Annotated in this window: 15 protein-coding genes; 8 read left to right on the top strand and 7 right to left on the bottom strand. The window is 70.1% G+C overall.

Annotated elements, in window-relative coordinates; all coding sequences use genetic code 11:
* Positions 1-32 precede the first annotated feature (32 nt).
* A complete protein-coding gene (locus ACN28A_RS34810; RefSeq protein WP_421402776.1) occupies positions 33-890 on the bottom strand; it encodes an SDR family oxidoreductase in 858 nt (285 codons plus the stop codon).
* Positions 891-1,241: 351 nt separating this feature from the next.
* On the opposite strand from ACN28A_RS34810, the gene ACN28A_RS34805 reads away from it, so the two are divergent.
* Positions 1,242-2,579 (top strand): cytochrome P450, encoded by a 1,338-nt coding sequence (locus tag ACN28A_RS34805; RefSeq protein ID WP_421402774.1) that lies wholly within the window; start codon positions 1,242-1,244, stop codon positions 2,577-2,579.
* Positions 2,580-2,646: 67 nt separating this feature from the next.
* Here the strand turns inward: ACN28A_RS34805 and ACN28A_RS34800 are convergent, their stop codons facing one another.
* From ACN28A_RS34800 to ACN28A_RS34785, 4 genes are all read right to left on the bottom strand, one after another.
* Positions 2,647-3,897 carry an acyltransferase family protein gene (locus tag ACN28A_RS34800; protein WP_421402772.1) on the bottom strand — a complete coding sequence of 417 codons (1,251 nt, stop codon included), beginning with the start codon at positions 3,895-3,897 and terminating at the stop codon, positions 2,647-2,649.
* Between the two features lie 786 nt (positions 3,898-4,683).
* Positions 4,684-8,031: a S8 family peptidase gene (locus ACN28A_RS34795; protein WP_421402770.1), complete on the bottom strand. Its 3,348-nt coding sequence runs from the start codon at positions 8,029-8,031 to the stop codon at positions 4,684-4,686.
* Positions 8,032-8,179: 148 nt separating this feature from the next.
* A complete protein-coding gene (locus tag ACN28A_RS34790) occupies positions 8,180-8,725 on the bottom strand; it encodes a DUF4360 domain-containing protein (protein ID WP_421402769.1) in 546 nt (181 codons plus the stop codon).
* 51 nt (positions 8,726-8,776) lie between these two features.
* Positions 8,777-9,654 (bottom strand): IS5 family transposase gene (locus ACN28A_RS34785; RefSeq protein WP_421404080.1). Its coding sequence is split into 2 segments (ribosomal slippage): positions 8,777-9,262 and positions 9,265-9,654, totalling 876 coding nucleotides; the frame shifts between segments, so codons are not numbered across the junction.
* A 364-nt stretch (positions 9,655-10,018) separates the two neighbouring features.
* Between ACN28A_RS34785 and ACN28A_RS34780 the strand changes: the two genes are divergently transcribed.
* Entirely contained in the window at positions 10,019-12,481 is a 2,463-nt protein-coding gene (locus ACN28A_RS34780; RefSeq protein WP_421402767.1) for an ATP-binding protein, read from the top strand.
* Between the two features lie 366 nt (positions 12,482-12,847).
* On the top strand, positions 12,848-14,380 hold the full coding sequence (locus ACN28A_RS34775) for an RICIN domain-containing protein (protein ID WP_421402765.1): 1,533 nt from the start codon (positions 12,848-12,850) through the stop codon (positions 14,378-14,380).
* A 213-nt stretch (positions 14,381-14,593) separates the two neighbouring features.
* On the opposite strand, the gene ACN28A_RS34770 is transcribed toward ACN28A_RS34775, so the two are convergent.
* Complete coding sequence (locus tag ACN28A_RS34770) at positions 14,594-15,730, bottom strand: substrate-binding domain-containing protein (RefSeq protein ID WP_421402763.1); 1,137 nt, start codon at positions 15,728-15,730, stop codon at positions 14,594-14,596.
* The gene (locus tag ACN28A_RS34765) at positions 15,727-16,302 is read right to left on the bottom strand and encodes a hypothetical protein (RefSeq protein ID WP_421402761.1); all 576 of its coding nucleotides are present in this window, start codon (positions 16,300-16,302) and stop codon (positions 15,727-15,729) included. Before ACN28A_RS34765 ends, ACN28A_RS34770 begins: the two co-directional genes overlap by 4 nt.
* Before the next feature lie 346 nt (positions 16,303-16,648).
* Here ACN28A_RS34765 and ACN28A_RS34760 point away from each other — a divergent pair, with 346 nt between their 5' ends.
* From ACN28A_RS34760 to ACN28A_RS34740, 5 genes are all read left to right on the top strand, one after another.
* Positions 16,649-18,697, top strand: a complete 2,049-nt coding sequence (locus ACN28A_RS34760; protein ID WP_421402760.1) for a DUF2264 domain-containing protein — start codon at positions 16,649-16,651, stop codon at positions 18,695-18,697.
* Positions 18,694-19,998 (top strand): ABC transporter substrate-binding protein, encoded by a 1,305-nt coding sequence (locus ACN28A_RS34755; protein WP_421402758.1) that lies wholly within the window; start codon positions 18,694-18,696, stop codon positions 19,996-19,998. The genes ACN28A_RS34760 and ACN28A_RS34755 overlap by 4 nt, the downstream gene beginning before the upstream one ends.
* Before the next feature lie 117 nt (positions 19,999-20,115).
* A complete protein-coding gene (locus tag ACN28A_RS34750; protein WP_421402756.1) occupies positions 20,116-20,979 on the top strand; it encodes a carbohydrate ABC transporter permease in 864 nt (287 codons plus the stop codon).
* Complete coding sequence (locus ACN28A_RS34745; protein ID WP_421402754.1) at positions 20,979-21,875, top strand: carbohydrate ABC transporter permease; 897 nt, start codon at positions 20,979-20,981, stop codon at positions 21,873-21,875. Before ACN28A_RS34750 ends, ACN28A_RS34745 begins: the two co-directional genes overlap by 1 nt.
* Positions 21,876-21,878: 3 nt before the next feature.
* Positions 21,879-22,562, top strand: coding sequence for a hypothetical protein (locus tag ACN28A_RS34740; RefSeq protein WP_421402752.1), 684 nt, complete (start codon positions 21,879-21,881; stop codon positions 22,560-22,562).
* The last annotated feature ends 68 nt before the right edge of the window (positions 22,563-22,630 follow it).

The raw sequence follows: 22,630 nt of genomic DNA, 5'->3' as shown, positions 1-22,630 counted from the left end.
CCTCCCATTGTCGGTTTCATCAGCGCTGGTGGTCAGGGTTGACGCCAGCCGGTGGATTCCAGATGGGCGGCGCCCTGCGGCCCCATCAGCGTCATTCCGCCGTCGACGATCCAGGAAGCACCGTTGACGTAGGCGGCGGCCGGTGAGGCGAGCAGAGCCACCACCGCCGCGATTTCCCGAGCGTCGCCGGGACGACCTACCGGAATTCCTGGTCGGTCCTCGGTGAACGGGTCGACGTCCTCCTGGTCGTTCATCGGAGTGGAAATCTCGCCAGGCGCCACGGCATTTACGGTGATGCCGTCTGCCGCCAGCTCCTGGGCCATCACCTTCGTCAACAGCCCGAGGCCGCCCTTGGCCGCGCAGTACGCCGCCGAACCCACCTTGGGTGCGTGCTCGTGCACGCTCGTGACATTGATGATCCGGCCTCCGGTACCGGCCGTCCGCATGCGGCGGGCTGCTCGCTGGGCACACAGGAACGGCCCGTCGAGATCGACGGACAGCACCTCCCGCCACTGCCGGTAACTGGTCTCCACGAATGGTGTGGACGAGCCGGTGCCGGCATTGTTGACCAGCACGCCAATCCCGTGCAACCCGTCGGCGAGCTCGTCTATCACGGACGCCGCCTCGGGCAGCAGCGTCAAATCCAGCCGGGCGACCACACACCGCCTGCCAGCCGCTCGTACCTCGGTCGCGGTCCTCTCCGCGCCGACAGAGTCCTCGTGCCAGGTGATGCCGACGTCGAAGCCGGCCTTGGCCAGGGTGATCGCGCAGGCCTTGCCGATACCCGAGTCGGCGCCGGTGACCAGGGCGATTCTCGGGTAGTTCTCGTATCGCTGCGGCATACCCGTCTCACTACCCAGGAGGTCCCCGCCGACACCACCCCATCCCACCCCGGCACCGTCCGGGGTGTTTTCATACCCAGCCGCCCGCCCCGGTCGCCGTGGGCGATGGCGGCGCCTGGCAGGGAAAGTGCCGCCATCATCCTGTCCGACGAGTACGCCGCGACCCTCGTGCGGGCGACGGCCGCAGCGAGCCGGCCGGATCACGATCCCGCCGCTCGTGAAGGCGGTGCGCCCGTGCGGCGCACCTCGGCCAGTGCGGCCGAGCTGGTGCCGAACTCCTGACTGCTGGCGAAGCGATGGTGATGGCCAACGCTGCGCACCACGGGACAGGGACCGGGAAGGGGTACGGCGCGTGGAAATATAGTCGACGTAGGTCGATCAACTGAACGGGGGATCACCGTGACGACACAGTTGTCCAAGGCCATCGCCGTACCGGGTCCGGCCGGGCATCCGCTCCTCGGCATGTTGCCGGCGCTCCGCCACGACCTGCTGGGATCGATCCTGGACGGTTTCCACACGTACGGCGACGTGGTGGCTTACCACGTCGGACTGCCCCGGGGGCCACGTGCCGTCAGCGTCGACGTGGTGAACGTGCACCACCCCGACGGCATCCATCAGGTCCTTACCACCCCCCAGGTCTTCACCCGCCGCGCCAGCGCGTACGAAATCCTTCGGGAGTTCATCGGTGTGGGCCTGCTGACCAGCGACGGAGACCGTTGGCTGCGACAGCGGCGGACGCTGCAACCGCTGTTCACGCCGCGCCGGGTGACCCGCTACACCGAGCTGATGGCCGAGGAAGCGGCCCGCGTCGTCGACGACATGGCGGTCACCACGGGATCCGTGGTGGACCTGTACCAGGTCATGCAGCGCTACACGATGCGGGTGGTCGGCCGGGCCCTGTTCGGCGACGACATCGACGAGGTCGTGCCCCGTCTGCAGGAACTCATGCCCGTTCTGGGCGACCTCGCGCTGGCGCGCGCCCTACAGGTCGTCAAGCTGCCGCTGAGCTGGCCGACTCCGCGGTCCCGCCGGATCAACCAGGTACGCGCGACCCAGTACGAGATCATCGACGGAATCATTGCCGCCCGGCAGCGATCGGGTGTCGACGAGAACGGGGATATGCTCGGCCTGTTGTCTGCGGCCGAGGATCCGGAAACCGGGCAGGCGCTGTCCATGGAGGAGATCCGGGATCAGATGCTCGTGTTCCTGCTCGCCGGGCATGAGACGACCTCGGCCGGGCTGGCCTTCACCATGCACCTGCTGGGTCGGCATCCCGAGGTGCAGGAACGGGTCGCGGCCGGGATCGGCGCGGGCGACGAGGAACTGGTGCGAGCTGCGGCCATGGAAGGCATGCGGCTGTACCCGCCCGTGTACAGCATGGAGCGGATGGCCGAGTCTGACGTCGTCGTCTCCGGTTACCGGATTCCGGCCAACACCAAGGTGGTAGTCGCTCCCTGGGTCACGCACCGGCATCCGGAATTCTGGCCCGACCCGGAGCGCTTCGAGCCCGACCGGTTCCTCGGGCGGCAGGAGCGGCCGCGCTACGCCTACTTTCCGTTCGGTGGCGGGCCGCGCAGTTGTATCGGGGAACACTTCGCGCTGCTGGAGATGACCGTACTGCTGAGCGCGTTGCTCGCTCGTTACCGTGTGGACACACCCGACGAGCGGCTGGAGGTGGTACCGATGGTCACTCTGCGCCCGGCCGGCGCGGTCCGGGCCACGCTGACCGTCCGGTGAACCGGTGCCCTGGCTGATCCGGACAGGATCAGCCAGGGCACCGGTGCGGCCCGGCGTCCGGCTGTCGCTACCCGACTCGCGTCCCGTCAGCCGTCGCGACGGGCAGCGGCTCAATGGGAGGCGGAGCGGTAGCCACCGCGGTGGGCTGAGGGGCGGCGGCAGGTTTCCGGGATCTGGCGAATCGGCGCATCATCGGCCGTTCCACGCCGATGTGAAGCAACGACGCAAGGCCGAGCGTCGCCAGGTAGGCGCCGACCATCACGGCCAGCGCGGCGGCGACACCGAAGCCGCTCGGAGACATGTTCCCGGCGCCGTACAACACCAGGATGTGAATGAGGTAGAAGGCGAAGGACGTGTCGCCCAGCCAGCCGGCGACCCGCCCGCGCAGCGGTGAGCGGTGCCCCTCGACGTCCGCCCGCGCCGCGGCAGCCACCAGCAACGCGAGCGGGATGACCATCGCCGCGACCACCGAGTAGAGCAGCGGCACGACCTCGGAAACGCCGTAGAAGGCCAGCGTGACAAGTCCGGCGGCGGGCAGGCTCAGTCTGATCCACGCCCCCCGCATGACGAGCTGGGCGATGACGATCCCGAGGACGAAGTCCAGCATCCGGATCAACGGGAACTGTTGCACGAACCAGAACTGCGGAAATGCCGCGTCCGCGTAGGTGTACGTCGGCTCGTCCGGAAGGAACGCCGTGGAGACGACGGGTGCGACAAGCATCGCGGCGACAATGCCACCCGCGATCGACCAGAGCCCGGCAGCGGAGAGCCTTCGGATGCCGGCGAGCAGCCACGGGAACGATGCGTAGAAGAAGATCTCACAGCTCAGCGACCAGCTCGGCGGATTGATCCCGTTGAAGATGAACTCATCCGGAATCCAGCTCTGCACCAGCGTGACGTTCGCCAGCGTCGGCCACAGCGGCGCGCCCCCTCGTACCAGGATCAGAAGGACGATGAACACGGCACAGACGACCAGGTGGTTCGGCAGGATCCGGGCTGCCCGGCGGCGCCAGAACCGGCGATTCGGCTCGTGGTCGGGAGCCGACCAGGTCAGGACGAAACCGCTGAGGATGAAGAAGAAGCCGAGCGCGGCAGATCCGGTACGGCTGAGAACGGTGTACCACCAGTCGTCGACCCGCTCGTCGGCGAAGAAGCCGAACAACGTCGTGTGGGAGAAGAAAACCGTTACCGCGGCGATCCCCCGTAAACCGTTGAGCGTCGGCAGCTGCCGGGCCATACGTCCCGCCTGCTGTGTCATCGGCGGCCACCCTCCGTTGTTTCGGGAATGAGGTACGGGTAGTTCGGAATCGGCCAGCACATATCCGCCGTGCGGAGGGGTGGGCGGTCGTCTCTTCCAACCCGCTGGTGTCGCCAGCTCGCAGGCTGAGCCGGCACAGGACGCCGCGGCTCGACTCGGTGAACCGCAGCGCGAGGGCGTTCCCCGTCCCCGGCAGAGTGGTGGCGGCCTGGTCGCAGAGGACGGCCGGAGGTGCTGTTGATGCTCCGGAGCTGAGAAGGCAGGACCGGGCCACCGCGGCCAGAAGGTCGGTCCAAGGCTGACGCAAAACAGCCGACATCAGGCCAATAGGCTCGTGAAGATCGACGCTAGTCTTGCCGGCTTGTTCTGTGGCGCTCCCCGGAAACCAGGGCAAGGACCCAGGGCTGCGGCGCTATGGCAGCGCAGGAAAAGTGGTGTGGCGGTGGCAGCGCACAGATCATTGATCCCCCCGATCCGCTGTCTACATCCACCAGCGGCGATCACTTGACGATCTCTCTGGTGCAGGATGCTACGCCGGATCCGCAGTGCGAGTCCAGTCCACTTCGGTTACCGGATCCTCCCGGCCACTGCGCCCGTGTTGCCTTCCAGGTAGCTTGCGCCAGGTGGCGGGCGAGAGGGTGAGATGAAGCGCATCCCAGTCCGTTGGACACGATCAACGAATAGTCGTCACTGAAAGCGGTCGCGCACCGGGGGGCGCCGCCCCCCCGGTGCGACAGTGCCGCCGCAGATCGGCTGTACCTACGGGTGGTCACCGGTGGCAGCCGGTTGCCGGGCTCGCCGGATCCTGCCCCCGCCGGTCACGGAGGAGCGGGCGCGACCGCCCATTCACCCGATCCGGTACGCCCGCAGAACGGTCACCCGGACGGTGCCGCCGCTATCGTCGACGCCACTGGCCCGCAGCGACACGAAGCCGTTACCCGACGGGTGGGTCAGCAGCGCGACTCCCTGTTGCCCGTTCCGCTCGACCGGCGCCGGGTGCCAGGTGGCGCCGTCGTCGTGGGACACCTCGACGCTCAGTGTGCGGATTGCCGCAGGTGCCGAGCCGGCCTGGTGCCGCACCTCGAACGGGACGACGAACGGCGCTCCGGCCGGGGCCTGGTTGTTGTCGTCGAGCGCGGGAAGGAACCGAACGACCCACAGTGCAAGCGGCTGCCACCGGTCGGTGTCCGTGGTGTCCGATCTGATCGTCCACTCGGCCGTGGCGCGCGTGGCGAGCTCCTTCCCTCGGCCGCGTACGAGGTCAGCCGTGAGACGGTAGTCGCCGGGGCCTGACGGCACCGCCAGATCCGTTCTGGTGCTGCGGCCGTCGAACAGCTGCTGCCCGTCGCGGACGACCGTCAGCCGTGGGGTGTCACCGACGGTGGCGAGCCCGGCCCAGCCGAGCCGGTCGTCGACCAGGGTCGGCGCGATCCGTAAGGTGTCGCCGCGGCGGCTCACCCAGCGCCCTTCGGCCAGGGGCGGGTCGGCGAACCCCGGCCCGTACACCCCGACGTTGCGCCGCTCGGCGTACTGCCGGCCGCCGACGAAAGTCCGGACCGGGCTGGTCAGCGTGTTGCCGACGGTGCCGCCGGTGCCGGTTTCCACAAGGGACATCTGCCGCTGGACACCACCGTCGGTGTTGAAGTACTCCACCCGGGCCCCGGGCAGGCGCACGGCTGCCACGTCGGCCAGCTCGACCGGGGAACCGGGCCACTGCGCCGTGTACCGCATGGTCCCGCCGTCCAGTGCGTGCCGGGCGTATGTGGCGTGCACCGTCGCGAGTTGGTTCGGCGTGACGGTACGTCGCAGTCCGGGGAACATCCGTCCCTTCTCGTGCCAGGAGAGACCGACCACGTACGGCGAGTCCGCCGGGTCGCCGCCCTGCTTGGTCTCCAGCATCGTGAAGCCGCTCTCGACAGCGGGGTTGCTGCCGTTCGGGTGGGCCGGTCCGAGTCGGAGCAGGTCGGGGGAGATCGACGTCGCGCCGATCGAATAGAGAATTCCGGCAGGCACCGCGACCTGGGTGTACACCGAGGCGGAGACCGGTGCCGCGTCCGCGATCGGCTGCCGGACCCGCACCGGTTGGCCGAGGCGGGCGTCCCGGATCAGGTGGCGGTCGCCGGTCACGGCGACGTCCGGGTCGACGAGCACGGTCGTCGTGTCGTCGACAAAGTTCGTGAACAGGCTCATGACCACGTAGTGGCCCTGCGGGACGCGCAGGTCGGCACTGTTCGTGGTCACCTCGAAAACCCTCGCGGTGGTGGTGTCGACGAGCGCCGTCGCGGTGTCGCGGGCTGCGGCGCCGTCGCGGTCGAGGCTGTCGATGTGCACCGCGTACGTCGCCTCGGTCTCGACGGCGGCCACGAAGGGTGTGGTGACCGTGGTGTCTCCCGCGGTGGCGACCAGCCAGCCGCCGCTGAACCTGGCCACCCCGGCGACTCGTGTGTCGACGGCCAGGTGGGCGTCCGCGCTGCCACCCGGCGGCACGGTGAGCGTGGGTTCGGCGACGGTGTACTCGCCGGCAGCGGCCGCGGTCCGCACGTGCAGGTTGAGCGTGACCGGTGCGGTGCCGGTGTTGTGGTACGTGACCGTGCGCACGATCGGTGCGTCCTCCAGGGGCCACTGATCCTGCACGCTGATGCTCGGCGGGTCGGCCAGGACCCGCTGGGTGATTCCCCGGGTCAGGTCGACCCGCCCGGCGCCCTGGGCGTACACCCCGATGCTCGGACTGGTCCTGGCCGAGCCCATGAGCGCGGCTTTGAGCTGGGCGGCGGTCCAGTCCGGGTGCTGACCGGCGAGGACGGCCGCAGATCCGGAGACATGCGGGGCGGCCATGGAGGTGCCGGGCCTTGTGGCGTGCAGCGGGTCGGGGCCGGGCTCATCAGGTGCGTCGGCGCTCTTGGCCGCCGTGATGGCGACACCCGGCGCGGTGATGTCCGGTTTGAGTGCACCGTCGCCGAGCCGCGGTCCACGGCTGGAGAACTCGGCCAACTCGTCGGACTTCGAGACGGCGCCCACGGTGAGCGCCGAATCGGCGGTACCGGGGACCGACAGGGAGGAGTCGCCCAGTTCACCGTCGTTGCCCGCGGCGACCACGAACAGCACGTTCTGCTCTCGCGTGATTCGCTCGACCGCATCCACGAGGGGATTCGGCTCGGGCGTGGTGACCAGGCCGCCGAGGCTCATGTTGATGATCTTCGCGCCCTGGTCGGCGGTCCACTGCATCGCCGCGAGCACTGACGAGGTCGGACATCCGCCCAGGCCGCAGGCTCGGGCGGAGACCAGCCGGGCACCCGGGGCGACCCCCCGGTAGCCTCCGGGGGCCGCGGCACCGGTTCCGGCGATCGTCGAGGCCACGTGCGTACCGTGGCCGGTGACGTCGCGCAGGTCCTCACCGTCGACGAAGTTCTGCGCGGCGACCACCTGACCGGCGAGGTCCGGGTGCTGGGCGTCTACGCCCGAGTCGACCACGCCGACCTTGATCCCGGCACCGGTGAGGCCGGCCGACCACGCGTCGGGTGCGCCGATCTGGGGCACGCTCTCCCGCAGCGCGGGAGTCAGCAGACCGTCGAGCCACACCTTCCAGTCGCTGGTACCGCGGGCGGCGCGCGGCTGCCGGCTGGACGGGTCACCGACGAGGTTGCGCCACGCGGTACCAAGGCCACGCTTGCCCGCCCGGACCGCGGCCCCACCACGCAACGGGCGGGCCGGCACGATGCTGGAGACCTCGGCGGTGCGGGTCCGCACGCCGGCGGCGTCGCCCATGACGAGGAGTGGCAGGTCGGCGCGGCGGTCGTCGTACCCGAAGCGGGTCAGCGCGGTGAGATCGAACAGTTGCGGGTCCAGCCGCCCGGCGCGCAGCAGGGGCTGGGCGTCCAGCGGCACGACCCGCAGCCGGCCGCCGACGGAGCTCGTGCTGAACGCCACGCTCGTGCGTCCTGGTCCGGGTTCGACGCGCACCGGGGTCAGCCGGTCGGCGCGTTCGGTCAGCAGTACCCGGTCACCGGTGATGAGCGTCACGGACCGGGTGACCGGGTCAGCCGACAGCTCGGAAACCGCGCCCGACTGGGCGGCGGCCGGTTGGGCGGCGGTGGCCGGCTGGCTCAGCATGGCGGCGGCGAGGCCTACCGGCAGCAGGGCGGCCACGAGCCGGGTAAGCCGGTTGGGTCCCGGCCGGCGTACAGGCGAAGACATGTGTCTCTCCAACTTGGAGTGTCGAGGCGGAACGGGTTCGGCTAACCGGCATCTGATCGTTGCATCGCCGACCCCGCGTCCGGTGCGGGCGCGGGGTCGGCCGTAGGCGGTCGCCGCCGAGTGGGACCCGGACGGAGTGGCAGGACGGTCAGCAGGGCACGGTGGCCAGCTGGATGACGGCCGAGGCCGCCGACAGTGAGCCAGTGCCGCCGGTCACCCGCAGGTCGGTGTTGACGTTGACGATGCCGGACGCGCTGCAGGCGGTGGCGGCCAACGGCGCCAGGTCGGCCGAGGAATCGGTGGCCGACCATGCCCCGGTCCCTGCCGCCGGGTGCTGCAGGGTGGTGAGGGTGGTCTGGCCGGCGAAGCTGTAGCTGGCGTTCGACGAGGCCACCGCACCCGACGACAGCGCCGACGTGCCGGTGTAGGTGGCGGAGGCGACGGTGAACCCGCTGCCGGCAGGCGTGCTGGCCCTGATGATGACCAGGCAGTTCCTGCGGAAGTCGGCGGGCGTGGCGCCGGACCCGCGGCGCGCGGTGTACGAACTCGGGAACGTGACCCGTACGGTGCCGTCGGACGTGGTGACGCTCGCCGACCCTCCGGGGCAGCCTGAGCCGCTGGTCGCGATGCTCTCGATGACGATGGGGCCAGCGGCCCCGCCGACCGTGGCGTGTGCCGCCGCGACGGGCGCCACGAGTAGGGACAGCGCCGCGCTTCCCGCGGCTAGGGCCTGTGTCGAAGTCGGTTACAGCCACTCGTTGATCGCGGCGATGTGCACGGTGGCTTCGTAGCGGACGGCGAGTTTGTCGAAGCGGGTGGCGACGGCCCGGTTGCCCTTGAGCCGGTTGATGCCGCACTCCACGGCATGACGCTGCTTGTACCGTTCGGGGTCGAAGGCCGGGGGTCGGCCGCCCTTGGACCCCAGCTTGCGCCGGTTGGCGTCCTGGTCGGCTTTCGAGGGGATAGTCGCGGCGATGCCGCGTCGGCGCAGGTAGCGGCGGTTGGCCTTCGACGTGTACGCCTTGTCGGCCAGGACCCGGTCCGGGCGGGTCCGGGGTCGGCCGGCGCCGAGACGGGGCACTCGGATCCCGTCGAGCACCGCGATGAACTGCGGGCTGTCACCGCGCTGCCCGGCGGTCAACACGATCGACAACGGCTTCTGCCCCTGCTCACAGGCCAAGTGCAGCTTCGTGGTCAGCCCGCCCCGCGACCGGCCGAGCGCGTGATCGGTCGGCTCGACCATGACCCCGCCCGGCGGCTCGGCCTGCAGATCCCCCTTTTACGCGCCCCGGCAGCGTGCTGATGCGCCCGGGCGACCGTCGAGTCCACCGACACGTCCCAGACCACACGTCCGGCCGAGTCAGCAAGGGACTGCAACACGGTCAAGATCTTCGCCCAGGTCCCATCACGCTGCCAACGCCGGAACAGCCCGTACGCCGCGGCCCAGGATCCGTAGCACTCCGGAACATCCCGCCACGGAGCACCGACCCGTGTCCGCCACCTGATCCCATCAATGAGCTGCCGTTTCGTCCATTTCGACGGCCGACCTGGCCTACGCCCCGCAGGCAGCAGCGGCTCCAGCGCCACCCACTCTGCGTCGGTCAGGTCGTGCCGCCTCGCCACCGCTAGGGTGTCCACGAGGTCTCCGGTCTTCGGGTTCTGCTTGGTCGCTGAACCAGATACCGGAGACCTCGCTACACCTCGAACACCAACACGCGAAGATCCTCACCCAACAGCTCAAGCCCTGGCACCGACTTCGACACAGGCCCTAGCATGGTGGACATGTCAGTCCTTTCCGGTTCAACAAGAAGTACCTGAAGAGAACCTTGACGGGCAGGTCATGAATTGACGCCGCTCGACAAGGGCGGAGGATTTCCGGGCCGGCTCAGGCCCTCACCGGTGACCATCCAAGGCTCGCCGATTCCGGCGGTCTGTTCGAGGGCCTGTACCGGAACAAGACCGGAACTTGTCGGTACCCTTTGGGCTGATGCCGGCCACGCACGGCGAGGTGACGATGGTGGATGACCATGTGCCGGGGAATCCGGCCGGTGGCGATGCCGCAGTGAGGCCGGCGACATTCGGTGAGCTGCTCCGAAACTACCGGCATCGGTCAGGGCTGTCTCAGGAGGAGCTTGCCGATCGGGCGGGAGTGACGGCCCGGGGCCTAAGGAAGATCGAGATGAACCGGGTGGACCGGCCCCGCCCGAGCACCGTGCGGCTGCTGGCCGACGCTCTCGAACTGACCGGAGATTCGCGCAACTGGTTCTGTGCGGCCGCCGGCGCGGCGCACCAGACGGCCGCCGATCCCGCCAGCCCACCGGTGGCCGGGGCACCAGCACCGCGCGGGGCTGGCGCGGCGCTTCCCCCTGCCGCGCAGCTGCCCGCGGACATCGTCGGCTTCATCGGCCGTACCGAGCAGGTACGCCGGCTCAGCAGCCTGCTCGAGGACGCGCGGCACGCGGGCCGCCCTCCGACAGCCGTGCTGATCACCGCGATCGCCGGAACCGCGGGAGTGGGCAAGACATCGCTCGCCGTGCACTGGGCGCACCAGGTGCGCCACCGGTTCCCGGACGGTCAGCTCTATGTCAACCTGCGCGGGTTCGACCCCGCCGGCCCGGCGATGCACCCGGCCGAGGCAATCCGCCGCTTCCTCGACGCGCTCGACGTGCCCGCCAGCCGACTACCCACGGACCTCGATGCCCAGGCGGCGCTGTATCGGACGCTCCTCGCCGACCTGCGGATGCTCATCCTGCTCGACAACGCCCGGGACGCGGACCAGGTCCGGCCGTTGCTGCCCGGTGCGCCCGGCTGCCTGGTCGTGGTGACCAGCCGCGATCGACTGTCCGGCCTGGTAACGACGGAGGGCGCGCTACCGTTGCCGCTGGACCTGCTCAGCGTCGTCGAGGCCCGCGAGCTGCTGACCGCGCGGCTGGGCCGGGCGCGGGTCGAGGCCGAGCCGGAGGCGGTCGACGAGATCATCTCGCGGTGTTGCCGTCTGCCGCTGGCCCTGGCCATCGCGGCGGCCAGGGCCGCAACCCATCCGACGTTCCCGCTGGGTACGCTCGCGGCCGAGCTGCGGGATGCGCATGACCGGCTCGACGCGCTCGCCGGCGACGAACCGGCCACCGACGTACGAGCGGTGTTTTCCTGGTCGTACCAGGCCGTGAGCCCGGCCGCCATCCGGCTGTTCCGGCTGCTGGGCCTGCACCCCGGGCCGGACGTGTCCGTGGCTGCGGCGGCGAGCCTCGCCGGTGCGTCGCGCTCCCAGGTGAAGCGGCTGCTGACCGAACTGGCCCGGGCGCACCTCATCGTGGAGCATGCCCCGGGCAGGTACAACTTCCATGACCTGTTGCGGGTGTACGCGACCGAACAGGCCGCGACAGCCGAGCGGGCGAGTGAACGCAGCGCGGCGGTGCACCGGGTCCTCGATCACTACGTGCACACGGCCATGGCCGCCGCGCTGCTGCTGAGCCCGAGCCGCGACCCCATCGCGGCGGCGCCGGAGCAGCCCGGCGTGACCCCCGAGCGGCTGACCGACGCCGACGAGGCCCTCACCTGGTTCGCCGTGGAGCGCCCGGTCCTGCTCGCGGCGATCGACCGCGCCGGAAGCGACCGGTCGGGCCGGTTCGACGGGCATGTCTGGCGGCTGGCCTGGGCCATGGTGCACTTCCTCGACCGGCAGGGGCACTGGCACGACTGGGCTGCCTCTCAAGACCTGGCCCTCGCGGCCGCGCAGCGGCTCGACGACCAGGCGGTCGCCGCCATGGCGTACCGCTTTCGGGCGCTCGCGGACATCGAGCTGCGGCGCTTCGAGACCGCACGCGGGCGTCTGGCCGCAGCCCTCGAAATCTACCTGCGGGCCGGTGATCCGATCGGCGAGGCGTACACCCATGTCCACCTCGGCATGGCCGAGGACCGGCAGGGGCACCACGCCCAGGCGCTCGTCCACTCCCGCCGGGCACTCGATCTGTTCCGAGCCGGCGGACACCGGTACGGGCAGTCTCTCGCACTCAACAACCTGGGCTGGCTGTACGCGCAGCTGGGCGACTATCCACAGGCCCTGACCGCCTGCGAGCAGGCCATCGTCGTCCAGCAGGAGCTGGAATCCTGGGACGCGGCGGGTTCGACCTGGGACAGCCTCGGCTACATCCACCACCAGCTGAGCGACGACGCCGCCGCGGCGAACTGTTACCAGCGGGCCATCGACCTGCAGCGCCGCATCGGCGACCGGCACGGCGAGGCGGTCACCCTGACCCATCTCGGCGATGTGCATCACGCGGGTGGCCGCTTCGCGGCAGCGCGGCATGTCTGGCGGCACGCGCTGGCGATCCTGAACGACATCGGCGGCTCCGAGGTGGAGCCGCTGCGGAACAAGCTCGCCAGCCTCACCCGCCGAACTCCGACGGAACCGGCCTCAGGGACCGGCGCCGGGACTGAGCTGACCACGTGACGCAGACCCCACGGCCGGCAGATCACGGCTACCTGCGCCTGATCTCTCCATTGTGGTCGGCGGTCGCGGCTACCGTCCGGGATCCAGCACAGTGCCAGCAGCGGGCGGCGTTGCCTGATCCGTCCGGCAGCACGTCGAGCGGTACGCCAACAATCCGATCGAGGCCGACCACAACCAGCTCAAGCACCGGTCGAGAGGCCGACGCCACGTTCCGCCGGACATGCTGAACCCCGACAACCCTGTGTACGAATCCGAATGTTCCTGAACGTGTGGGTTCGAATGCTGGTGCCCCGTTGGCGGTTCCGTTACCGATGTAACGGAGACGACATCAGTCCGATGTCCGAACCAGAGAGGTCAGATCTAGTGATGGGATATCCCACGGCATGGACCACGTCGTCTGACGGTTACGGATCACGGCCGTCGCGGCGTGCCCGGCTGATTCGCGGGCTGCTGATCGCCCTGGCGACGGCGGTGGCGGCGACGGTCAGCGTCGTCGTCACGTCGTCGCCGGCCACCGCCGCCACCAACCAGTTCCGGGGCATGAACTGGGCCGTGCTGGGTGACAACTTCAAGACCGTCCCCCTCGTCGTACAGGGCCTGAGCTCGTCCGACAGCAACGCGACGGTTCGGGCCAAGGCCAACGCCCTCTACGATGACATGGCGTCCACCATGGGGGTCAACACCGTCCGACTGCCCATCAACACCCACACGGTGGGGACGGCCTGGTGGGAGGCGTACCGAGGCGCCATCGACGCGGCCACCGCCCGCGGCTTCAAGGTCATCCTCGCCTACTGGGAGGACGGTGCCGCCTCCGGCGGCAGGATCACGAACCTGTCCGCGTGGAACACGATGTGGTCCACGGTGACCAACACCTACGGCTCGGACGCCAACGTCTACTTCGAGCCGATGAACGAGCCGCACGGCTACAGCTCGGCGGAGTGGCGCAACGTCGCGGCGAACTGGCTCAGCTACCACTACTCGGCGGTGCCCAGCCGGGTGCTGATCGGCGGCACCGGCTTCAGCCAGGACCTGCGCGACATCTGCAACGACAGCCGCTTCGACTCGACGCTGCTGTCCTTCCACTACTACGCCTTCTTCTACGGCGCGATGACCTACGACGCCTTCCGCAGCCACATCCAGGCCCGTCTCGGCAACTGCGCTTCCCGCGCGATCGCGACCGAGTTCGGAGCGCCCATGAACGACGGCCGCAACTACGCCGACGCGGGCAGCACCGACAACTTCGTGCGCTACATCCGCGCCATGGCCCAGGTCATGCGCGACAACCAGATGGGCGGCACCTACTGGCCCGCTCTCGGTGGCAAGACCGGCAGCATAGGCTACGACTGGTACTCGATGTTCGCCCTCAGCGGCAGCGGCACCAACCTCAACCTGACCATCCGCAACACCTCCGGCGCCGACCGGGTCCGGTACGCCTGGGGCGACACCATCGGCGGCCCCACGACGCCTCCGCCCGCGACCGGCACGGTCTACCGGGTCGACGTGCGGCACAGCGGCAAGGCGATGGATGTCCAGTCGCCGAACACCGACAACGGCGCGCGCGTCGGCCAGTACACGTACAGCGGCAGCGCGTGGCAGAAGTGGCGGTTCCAGGACGCCGGCGGCGGCTACTGGCGCGTCATCAGCCTGCACAGCGGAAAGTGCCTCGATGTGCTGGGCGCTTCCACCGCGGACGGTGCCGAGCTCATCCAGTACACCTGTGGCACCGGCACCAACCAGCAGTTCCAGATGGTCGCCAACGGCAGCTACTTCCAGCTCCGGGCACGACACAGCAGCAAGTGCGTGGACGTGCCGTCCGCATCGACCGCGGACGGCGTGATCCTCAAGCAGTATCCGTGCAACACCGGCACCAACCAGCAGTGGTCACGCACGGCCGTCTGACGATCGTCTCGACCTGATCACGGATCGCCGTACCGACGCGGTGCTCGCCTCCGCGGCAACAGGCAGCTCGCCTCCGCGGCAACGGGCAGCCCGGTGGTCCGGCCGCCGCTCGGCGGGTTCGGCTGGACCACGCCGCGCCGCCGGGCGAGGTGCCGCCCGGCGCCGTCCGGGTCGGGGCCGCGCCTGAGGTGCGGTCCCGGCCCGGGCCGTACCTCAGGCGCGCGGCGGGGCGGTCGATTCGCGTACCCGCAGGGACGGGCTGATGACGATCCGGTGTGCAGGGCGCTCGGGGTCGGTGAGCCGGTCGGCGACCAGGCGCACGGCGGCGCGGCCGATGGAGCGCCGGGGCGGCCGGACCGCGGTCAGCGGTGGGCTGAACAGCTCGGCGACCTCGTCGTCGTACGCCACGATGGAGAGATCGCCGGGCACCGCCAGGTGCCGTTCCTCGCAGCGCTGGACCAGCGCGATCGCCTCGGGGTCGGCGTGCACCAGCAGCGCGGTGGTGCCGGTCACCTGACACTGGTGGAGGACGGCGTCGAGCGCGGCGTCGCGCTCCGCTGCGCGGGCGTCCGGCACCGCGGCCGCGATGGTGGCGTCCGGGTCCAGGCCGCACTCCACCGTGGCGTCGAGCCAGCCGCGCCGCACATGCCGGCTGGTGGGGCTGTTGGCGGCGACCACGAGGCCGACCTTGCGGTGCCCGAGGGAGGTGAGGTGCCGCACCGCCATGGCCGCGCCGAGCGCGTGGTCGGTGACCACAGACTCCATCACGGCGTGGTGGCTGCCCACCGTGGCGGTGCGCTCCAGCAGGACGACCGGGAAGCCGAGCTGGTCGAGCCACCCGATCGTGCGCTCGGAGGTGGGCGCGTCCATCCGCGGCGCGATGATCAGTCCGTCGACGGCCATCCGTTCCACGAACCGGGCGAGCTGGGGCTTGTCGTCCTCGGTGTCGTACGAGGAGCCGCGCAGCACCACGCGCATGTCGAGCTCGCGGGCGGCCTCCTCGGCACCGCGGGCCACGTCCGGCCAGTAGTAGTCCAGCGAGGGCACCAGCATGCCGAGCGTGCGCCCGTCCAGCGGATCGAGGCCCGAGCCGGGTGCCTCGTCGACGGTCGGGGTGTCCTCCGGCGTGATCAGCGCGACCCCACCGTGGACCCGGTTGACCAAACCTTCGGCGGCGAGCTGGGCGATGTCGCGGCGGATGGTGACGGGCGCGGCGCCGAGCGCCTGGGACAGGTCGGAGACGCGCATCGCCCCGTCGCGTTGCAGCGCCTCCAGCAGTTGCTGGCGGCGGGCGACCTGCAGCGGTCCGCGGGCCTCCGCCGCGCCGGCGGCGGGACTGTCCTTGGTCATGGTGCACCTCCGAGGAACGCTTCGTGCGGCGCGAGCTCCTCCGGGGTGAGGACGAACTCGCCGGCTGGTCCGAACGCGGTGACGTCGATCGCGCGCCGGTGCAACCGCGGCGCACCCGGCCGGCGACGAGCAGGTGGACGTGGGTCGGCAGCGGCTCGGTGGCCGGATCGAGTTCCCGGGCGTCGACGACCACGAGACGCCTGCGGTGCCGTTCCAGCCGGGCGGTGCGCCACCAGTGCCGCAGGCCCGGGCTGGTACGCGGCGGCGATCTCCATGGCGGCCCCGGCCCTGGTGTCGGGGGCGGCGTGGGTGACGTCGCGGGCGGCGAAGGCCTGGCCGGTGGCGCGTACGTGCGGGACGTCGTGCCAGGTGCTCCGCATGGCCCACTTGCCGTACCGGTCCGGGCCGAACGTCGGCCCGGGCACGTGCGGTTCGGCCCAGGCGCCGCGCTGCGGCGCCGAGGGCACCGGCAGGGCCAGCTCCGGCGGCAGGAGCAGCCTTTCGAGCCAGGCGGCACCGACATCCGGCCAGGCCGAGGCGAGCGGGCCGGCGAAGCGGTCAACTGTGGCCATGACTCCTCGAAGATAGAGCAACTGTGAGCGATCGTGATCGTATCAGAGCGTTCTGCGCCGGGCCGGTGGCGCGGGCAAGATCGGAGATGGAGCGAGCGGCGCCGTATCCAGAGGACTTCCGTCGCCGCTGGTGGACACCCACGGAGAATTTCGGCGCCAGTCGGACGTGACAACCTGCGCTCTTTTGATCGGATGTGCTCGTCATGGCTCGATAAGGGCATTGACTTGTTCTGTTGCGAGCGTTTTACTTCGGAAACCTGGCCATCGCCTCCGCGTCACACCTGGGAGCGACGCGCCGCCCCGAGACATTTCATGGAGGCTGATCGATGCTACGGGACCGCGGCTGATGGTTGGCGGGACCGGCGAGCCGGCGTCCGCGCCGGGCCGGGATGCCAGCACCGCCGGGAGCTGGAACCGGGGGGACTGGTTGGCGCTGGCTGACCGGATGCTCGCGGCCGTTCGGCCGTTCGCGTCGCCCGGCCACGCACTGGTCGTCGTTCCTGGCCGGGAGGGTGGCTACGGTGGAGCCGTCGACGGCCTGGAGGGGTTCGCCCGGACGTTTCTGCTGACTGGTTTCCGGGTCGCCGGTGCGCGAGGAGCGGGCGTCGAAGAGCTTGCCGACTGGTACGCGGCGGGAATCGCCGCCGGTACCGACCCGAGGTGTGCGGACCGCTGGGTGCGGCTGGACGAGCACCCCCAGGCGAAGGTCGAGGCCGCCTCCCTCGCGCTCGTCCTCGACATGACCCGTCCGTGGATCTGGGACCGGCTCTCATCCGAGGTGCGGGAGCGGGTGGTGGACTACCTGGCCCCGGCGGTCGGCGACGCCAGCTACCCGCAGATCAACTGGGTCTGGTTCCGCCTCATCGTGCAGACGTTCCTGCGTTCGGTGGGCGGGCCGCACTCGCTGGACGAGATGGCGGAGGACCTGGCCACCCATGACGGGTTCGCCCGCGCAGACGGCTGGATGTCCGACGGGCCCGAGCGCGCCTACGACCACTACGTGGGCTGGGCGCTGCACGTCTATCCGACGTTGTGGGCGCGGATGGCCGGCGCGGAGGAACTGGCCGGGGGGCGCCGGGAGCGGGATCTGGCCGGCCTCGACCGGTACCTGCGTGACGCGGTCGCGCTCGTGGGTGCGGACGGGTCGCCGCTGCTGCAGGGGCGGAGCCTGATCTACCGATTCGCGGCCGCGGCTCCGTTCTGGGTCGGCGCGCTCGCGGGGGTGCCCTCGGTCAGCCTCGGCCAGCTGCGCCGCGCGGCCACCGGCATCGTGCGGCACTTCATCGACCACGGCGCCTTCGATGACCGGGGTCTGCTCACGATGGGCTGGCACGGGCCCTGGCCCCAACTGGCCCAGACGTACTCGGGACCCTGCTCGCCGTACTGGGCCAGCAAAGGGCTGCTCGGCATCGCCCTGCCCGAAGACCATCCGGTGTGGACGACGCCTGAGGAGCCGCTGCCGGTCGAGCGGCGCGACGCCGTCCGGGCCATCCGTGCGCCCGGCTGGCTGGTCTCGGCGACCCGCGCCGACGGCGTCGTCCGGGTAATCAACCACGGCACCGACCACGCCGTCGAGAACGCCGCCGCCGGCGACTCGCCGCTCTACGCCCGGCTCGGCTACTCCACCGCGACCAGTCCGGTGCTCGACGAGAGCGGCTGGGCCAACCCGCTCGACCAGTCCGTCACTCTCGTCGACGAGGAGGGCCGGGCCACCCATCGCACCGGGATGCGCCTGCTGACGGTGCACGTCAACGGCGACGGCGTGGGGGTGGCCGGCTCGCGCACCCTCGCCAACTGGGTGGATCCGGACCCGGGCCACCGCAACCACGGCGGTGGCCGAACGGGCACGTTCCGGCCGGCCGGGCACCTCACCGTGTACTCGCTGGTCCTCGGGCCCTGGGAGCTGCGCCTGGTCCGGGTCGACGACCTCGCCGACGGCGTCGTCGCCGCCGGGTTGCGCCTTCGGATCGGTGGTTGGGCCGTTGCCGGCGATGCGACGGCCGCCTTCGACGGCGGCGTGGTCAGCGTGACCGGCGCGGGCCTGACGAGCCGGCTGGAGGCCGTGTACGGCGGTGGTACGGCCGGCGCCACGGGCGTACCCGATGGCGGGCCGCTGGCCGGCGGGCTGGTGGTGCCATGGGTGGATCACCCCGTCCGGCCCGGTGCGTGGGTCGTCGGCCTCACCGAGCTGACCAGGAACCGCGCGGTCACGTCCCGGCAGGCGTGCCGGGTCGTGCTGGGCGAGGATTCCGACGGTCTCGACGTGGCGGTCGGCTGGCCGGGCGGGGCGAGCACGGTGACCCGCCTGGACACCGGGCGGGCCAAGACCGCGGTCCAGTGGCCTGGTGGCAATCCGGGCCCGTCCGAGGCCCCTGACCTAAGGAGTAAGGGATGAAGCGCGCAATATCGGGTGTCGTCAGTGCCGTGACGGCGCTGACCCTCGTCCTTGCCGGCTGTGGCGGCGAGGACGAGCCGGCCGACCCCAACGCCCCGGTGACGATCACCATGGCGGGTTGGAGCCTGAATTCCACGCCGGAGTTCAAGACCCTCGCCGACGGCTTCAAGGCGAGCCACCCGAACGTGACGGTGGAGCTCAAGGAGTACGCCCCAGGCAACGACTACGACACCCAGATGATCACGGACCTGGCCGCCGGCACTGCCCCGGACGTCTACGTCATGAAGAACCTCAAGAACTTCTACACGTACCAGAGCGGTGGTCAGCTGCTCGACGTCTCCGACGTCACCTCCGGTCTCGGCTCGGTTCCGGCGCTCGGGTCGTACCAGGTGGACGGCAAGGCGTACGCGGTGCCGTACCGGCAGGACTCGTGGGTGCTGTTCTACAACAAGGACCTGTTCGCGAAGGCGAAGGTGACGCCACCGGACGGCAGCTGGACCTGGGACGACTACGTCGACGCGACGAAGCGACTGCACGCCGGGCTGAGGGGGGCCGGCTCGAACGCGACAGGTGCGTACCAACACACCTTCCAGTCGACCGTGCAGGGATTCGCGCTCGCCCAGACCCCCGACGCGGACCTGCTCTCCGGGGACTTCGGCTACCTGAAGCCGTACTACGAGCGGTCACTGGACCTGCAGGCGGCCGGCGCGCAGCCGGCCTTCGGCACCGCGACGACCAACAAACTCACCTACCAGGCGCAGTTCGGCAAGCAGCAGTCGGCGATGCTGCTGATGGGCACCTGGTACGTGGCCACGCTGCTCAAGCAGCGGCAGAGCGGTGACGCCGACAAGTTCGAGTGGGGGATCGCTCCGGCGCCGCAGTTCGACAGGTCCACCACCGGCACCTCCGCCACACCGGTCACGTTCGGCGACCCGACCGGGCTCGGCATCAATCCGAAGATCAACAAGTCGAAGGTCGCCGTGGCCAAGGCTTTCGTCCGGTACGCGGCCGGCCCGGACGCCGGCAAGGCGTTGGCCGGAATCGGCATCACCCCGGCCCAGGTCACCGACGCGGTCACCGCGACGCTGTTCGGGCTGGACGGCGTACCGCAGGACGACCTGTCGAAGTTCGCGTACGCCAAGCACACCGTCAAGCCGGAGAACCCGGTGTCGAAGCACACCGCCGGCCTGCAGAACCTCCTCAACGAGACGCATTCGGCGATCCTCTCCGACAACAAGGGCGTCGACGCGGAGCTGAGCAAGGCGCAGGCCCGCGCCAAGAACGAGGTCCTCAACCAGTGAGCTGATGGCGGGCCCCGGCGTGCCGCAGCCGCACGCCGGTCCCGCCACCGTGCCGAACGCTCCCGGAGACTGCCCATGGCAACATTGCCGCGCACGAGACCCAGGAACCGGCGGCTGGTGTCGCGCAACACGGTCGCCGGCTGGTCGTTCATCCTTCCCAACTTCGTCGGCTTCGCCGTGCTCACCCTGCTGCCCGTCGTCGTGCTGTTCTACGTGGCCTTCACCGACTGGAACGTCTTCGGGGTGGCCGAGTGGACCGGCACCGCCAACTTCCGGCGGATGTGGGGCGACGCGAGCTTCTGGACCGCACTGCGCAACACCGTCTACTACACCGTCTTCCACATCCCGCTGACCCTCGCGGCGTCACTCGGGCTGGCGCTGCTGCTCAACCGCAAACTGCGCGGCGTGCGGTTCTTCCGCACCGTCGCCTTCTTTCCCTACATCACCTCGATCGTGGCGATCGCGATCGTCTGGAACCAGCTGTTCAGCCCGGAGTACGGCCCGATCAACGCTCTCCTCGGTGCCGTCGGGGTGGACAGTGCGCCGGGCTGGACCACGTCGTCGACCTGGTCGATGCCGGCGGTCATCATCGTCGGCACCTGGCGGTACATGGGCTACTACATGCTGCTGTTCCTGGCCGGGCTGCAGACCATCCCGGCCCAGCTCTACGAGGCGGCCGAGACCGACGGCGCCACACCGTGGCAGCGGTTCGTGCACGTGACCCTGCCCGGGCTGCGACATACCACCTTCTTCGTCACCGTGCTGCTGACCATCGAAAGTTTCAAGGTCTTCGACCTCATCCTCGTGATGACCGGCGGCGGACCCGGCCAGTCGACACTGGTTCTCTCGCAGTACATCTACCAGAAGGGCTTCGGGGAGAACCAGTTCGGCTACGCCTCGGCGGTCTCCGTCGTCCTGTTCGCCATCTGCTTCGGCATCACGGTCGTCCAGTTCATGGTCAACAAGCGGAGGAACAACTGATGACCGCGACTGACCTCTCCCTACCCACCCCGGCCGTCGCCGCACCCGACAACCGCGGCGGGCCCGGCCGACCGGTCCGGTCCCGGGGCGGGCGGCTCGTCGGGTACGCCGTCCTCGTGCTCGCGGCGGCCGGTCTGCTGCTGCCGTTCTACTGGATGGTGGTGGCGTCGTTGAAGACCAACAACGACGTCTTCACCATCCCGATCAGCTGGCTTCCCGATCCCGTGGTGTGGCGAAACTACCTCGACATCTGGCAGCGCTCGGACATGACGACGTGGTTGGGGAACACGCTGCTGCTGTCGGTGGTCGTCACCCTCCTACAGGTGGTGACCGGCAGCTTCGCCGCCTACGGCTTCGCCCGGGTCCGCTTTCCCGGCCGCAACGCGCTCTTCCTGGCGTACGTCGGGACCATCGCGGTGCCGTGGCAGTCGTACATGATCCCGCAGTTCATCCTCATGTCGAAGCTGCAACTGTCGAACACCCTCTGGTCGATCATCGCGATACAGGCGTTCGGCGCGTTCGGCGTGTTCCTGATGAAGCAGTTCTACGAGACGATCCCCGAGGAGCTGAGCGAGTCCGCACGGGTGGACGGGCTCACCGAGTTCGGCATCTACCGACGGATCATGCTGCCGCTGTCCCGCCCCGCCCTGGCCAGCCTGGCCCTGCTGACGTTCGTGACCACCTGGAACGACTACCTCGGCCCATTGATCTACCTGCGCAGCCCCGACATACGCACCATCCAGCTGGGACTCAACACCTTCATCTCCCAGTACAACGCCGAGTACGCGCTCATCATGACCGGCTCGGTGCTGTCCGTACTGCCGGTGGCGGTCATCTTCCTGCTCGGGCAGCGGTACTTCATCGAAGGCATCGCCACCACCGGACTGAAGGGCTGACCGATGATCCCGCGCCCGCGTCACGACACCATCGCCGCCGTCTTCGACGGCTGCTACACCGCAATGGTCGGAAACATGCTGCTGGTGCTCGGCTGCCTGCCGCTGGTGGCCCTCGCGCTCACCACCGACGGCGCCCGGGCCTGGCCGCTGTACGCGCTGGTCGCCCCGCTGTGCGCGCCGGGCCTGTGCGGCGTCTTCGCGGTCATGTCCGACTACTCGTCCGGTGGGGCACGCGGCCTGCTACGCACGTTCGGCGGCACCTGGCGGGCCACCGCCCGCCGGGGCATCCTCTGGACCGCCGCGGCAACCGCGGTCCTGGTCGTTCTCGGTGTCGACGCGTACGCGCTGTGGGGCCACCGGGTGGGCGCGCTCACGCTGCCGATCCTCGCCGTGCTTGCCGTACTCACCGCCGCCATCGCGCTGCTCGGCCTGGTGACCATCGCCGAGCGGCCCGCCGCGCGGCTGCGCGACGTGGCCCGTGTGTGCACGTACCTGGCGGTACGCCGTTGGTACCTCACCGCCGCGTCACTGCTGGTCCTGGCGCTGCTGGCACAGCTCTTCGTGGCCCGTCCCGCGATAGCGCTCGGCGTCGCGGCCGCGCCGCTGCTGTACGTCGTGTGGTCCAACAGCCGGTACAGCCTGCGGGCCGCGCTCGACCCACCGACGGCCGCGGCCCGGAGCACCTGAGCGCCTGCACCCTCCCGGCGGTCGAGCCGGGACGCCGACGGAACACCTGCCCGGCACCGGACCGGAGA

The organism is Plantactinospora sp. WMMB782, from assembly GCF_049179135.1.
In the GTDB taxonomy this organism is placed as follows: Bacteria; Actinomycetota; Actinomycetes; order Mycobacteriales; family Micromonosporaceae; genus Plantactinospora.
This window is presented reverse-complemented; position numbering and strand designations above follow the sequence as displayed.

Excerpts from the sequence above, each read along its gene's own strand:
- ACN28A_RS34795 (WP_421402770.1), bottom strand. The coding sequence starts at position 8,031 with ATGTCTTCGCCTGTACGCCGGCCGGGACCCAACCGGCTTACCCGGCTC.
- ACN28A_RS34780 (WP_421402767.1), top strand. The coding sequence starts at position 10,019 with ATGCCGGCCACGCACGGCGAGGTGACGATGGTGGATGACCATGTGCCG.
- ACN28A_RS34775 (WP_421402765.1), top strand. The coding sequence starts at position 12,848 with ATGGGATATCCCACGGCATGGACCACGTCGTCTGACGGTTACGGATCA.
- ACN28A_RS34770 (WP_421402763.1), bottom strand. The coding sequence starts at position 15,730 with ATGACCAAGGACAGTCCCGCCGCCGGCGCGGCGGAGGCCCGCGGACCG.
- ACN28A_RS34765 (WP_421402761.1), bottom strand. The coding sequence starts at position 16,302 with ATGGCCACAGTTGACCGCTTCGCCGGCCCGCTCGCCTCGGCCTGGCCG.
- ACN28A_RS34760 (WP_421402760.1), top strand. The coding sequence starts at position 16,649 with ATGGTTGGCGGGACCGGCGAGCCGGCGTCCGCGCCGGGCCGGGATGCC.
- ACN28A_RS34755 (WP_421402758.1), top strand. The coding sequence starts at position 18,694 with ATGAAGCGCGCAATATCGGGTGTCGTCAGTGCCGTGACGGCGCTGACC.
- ACN28A_RS34745 (WP_421402754.1), top strand. The coding sequence starts at position 20,979 with ATGACCGCGACTGACCTCTCCCTACCCACCCCGGCCGTCGCCGCACCC.
- ACN28A_RS34740 (WP_421402752.1), top strand. The coding sequence starts at position 21,879 with ATGATCCCGCGCCCGCGTCACGACACCATCGCCGCCGTCTTCGACGGC.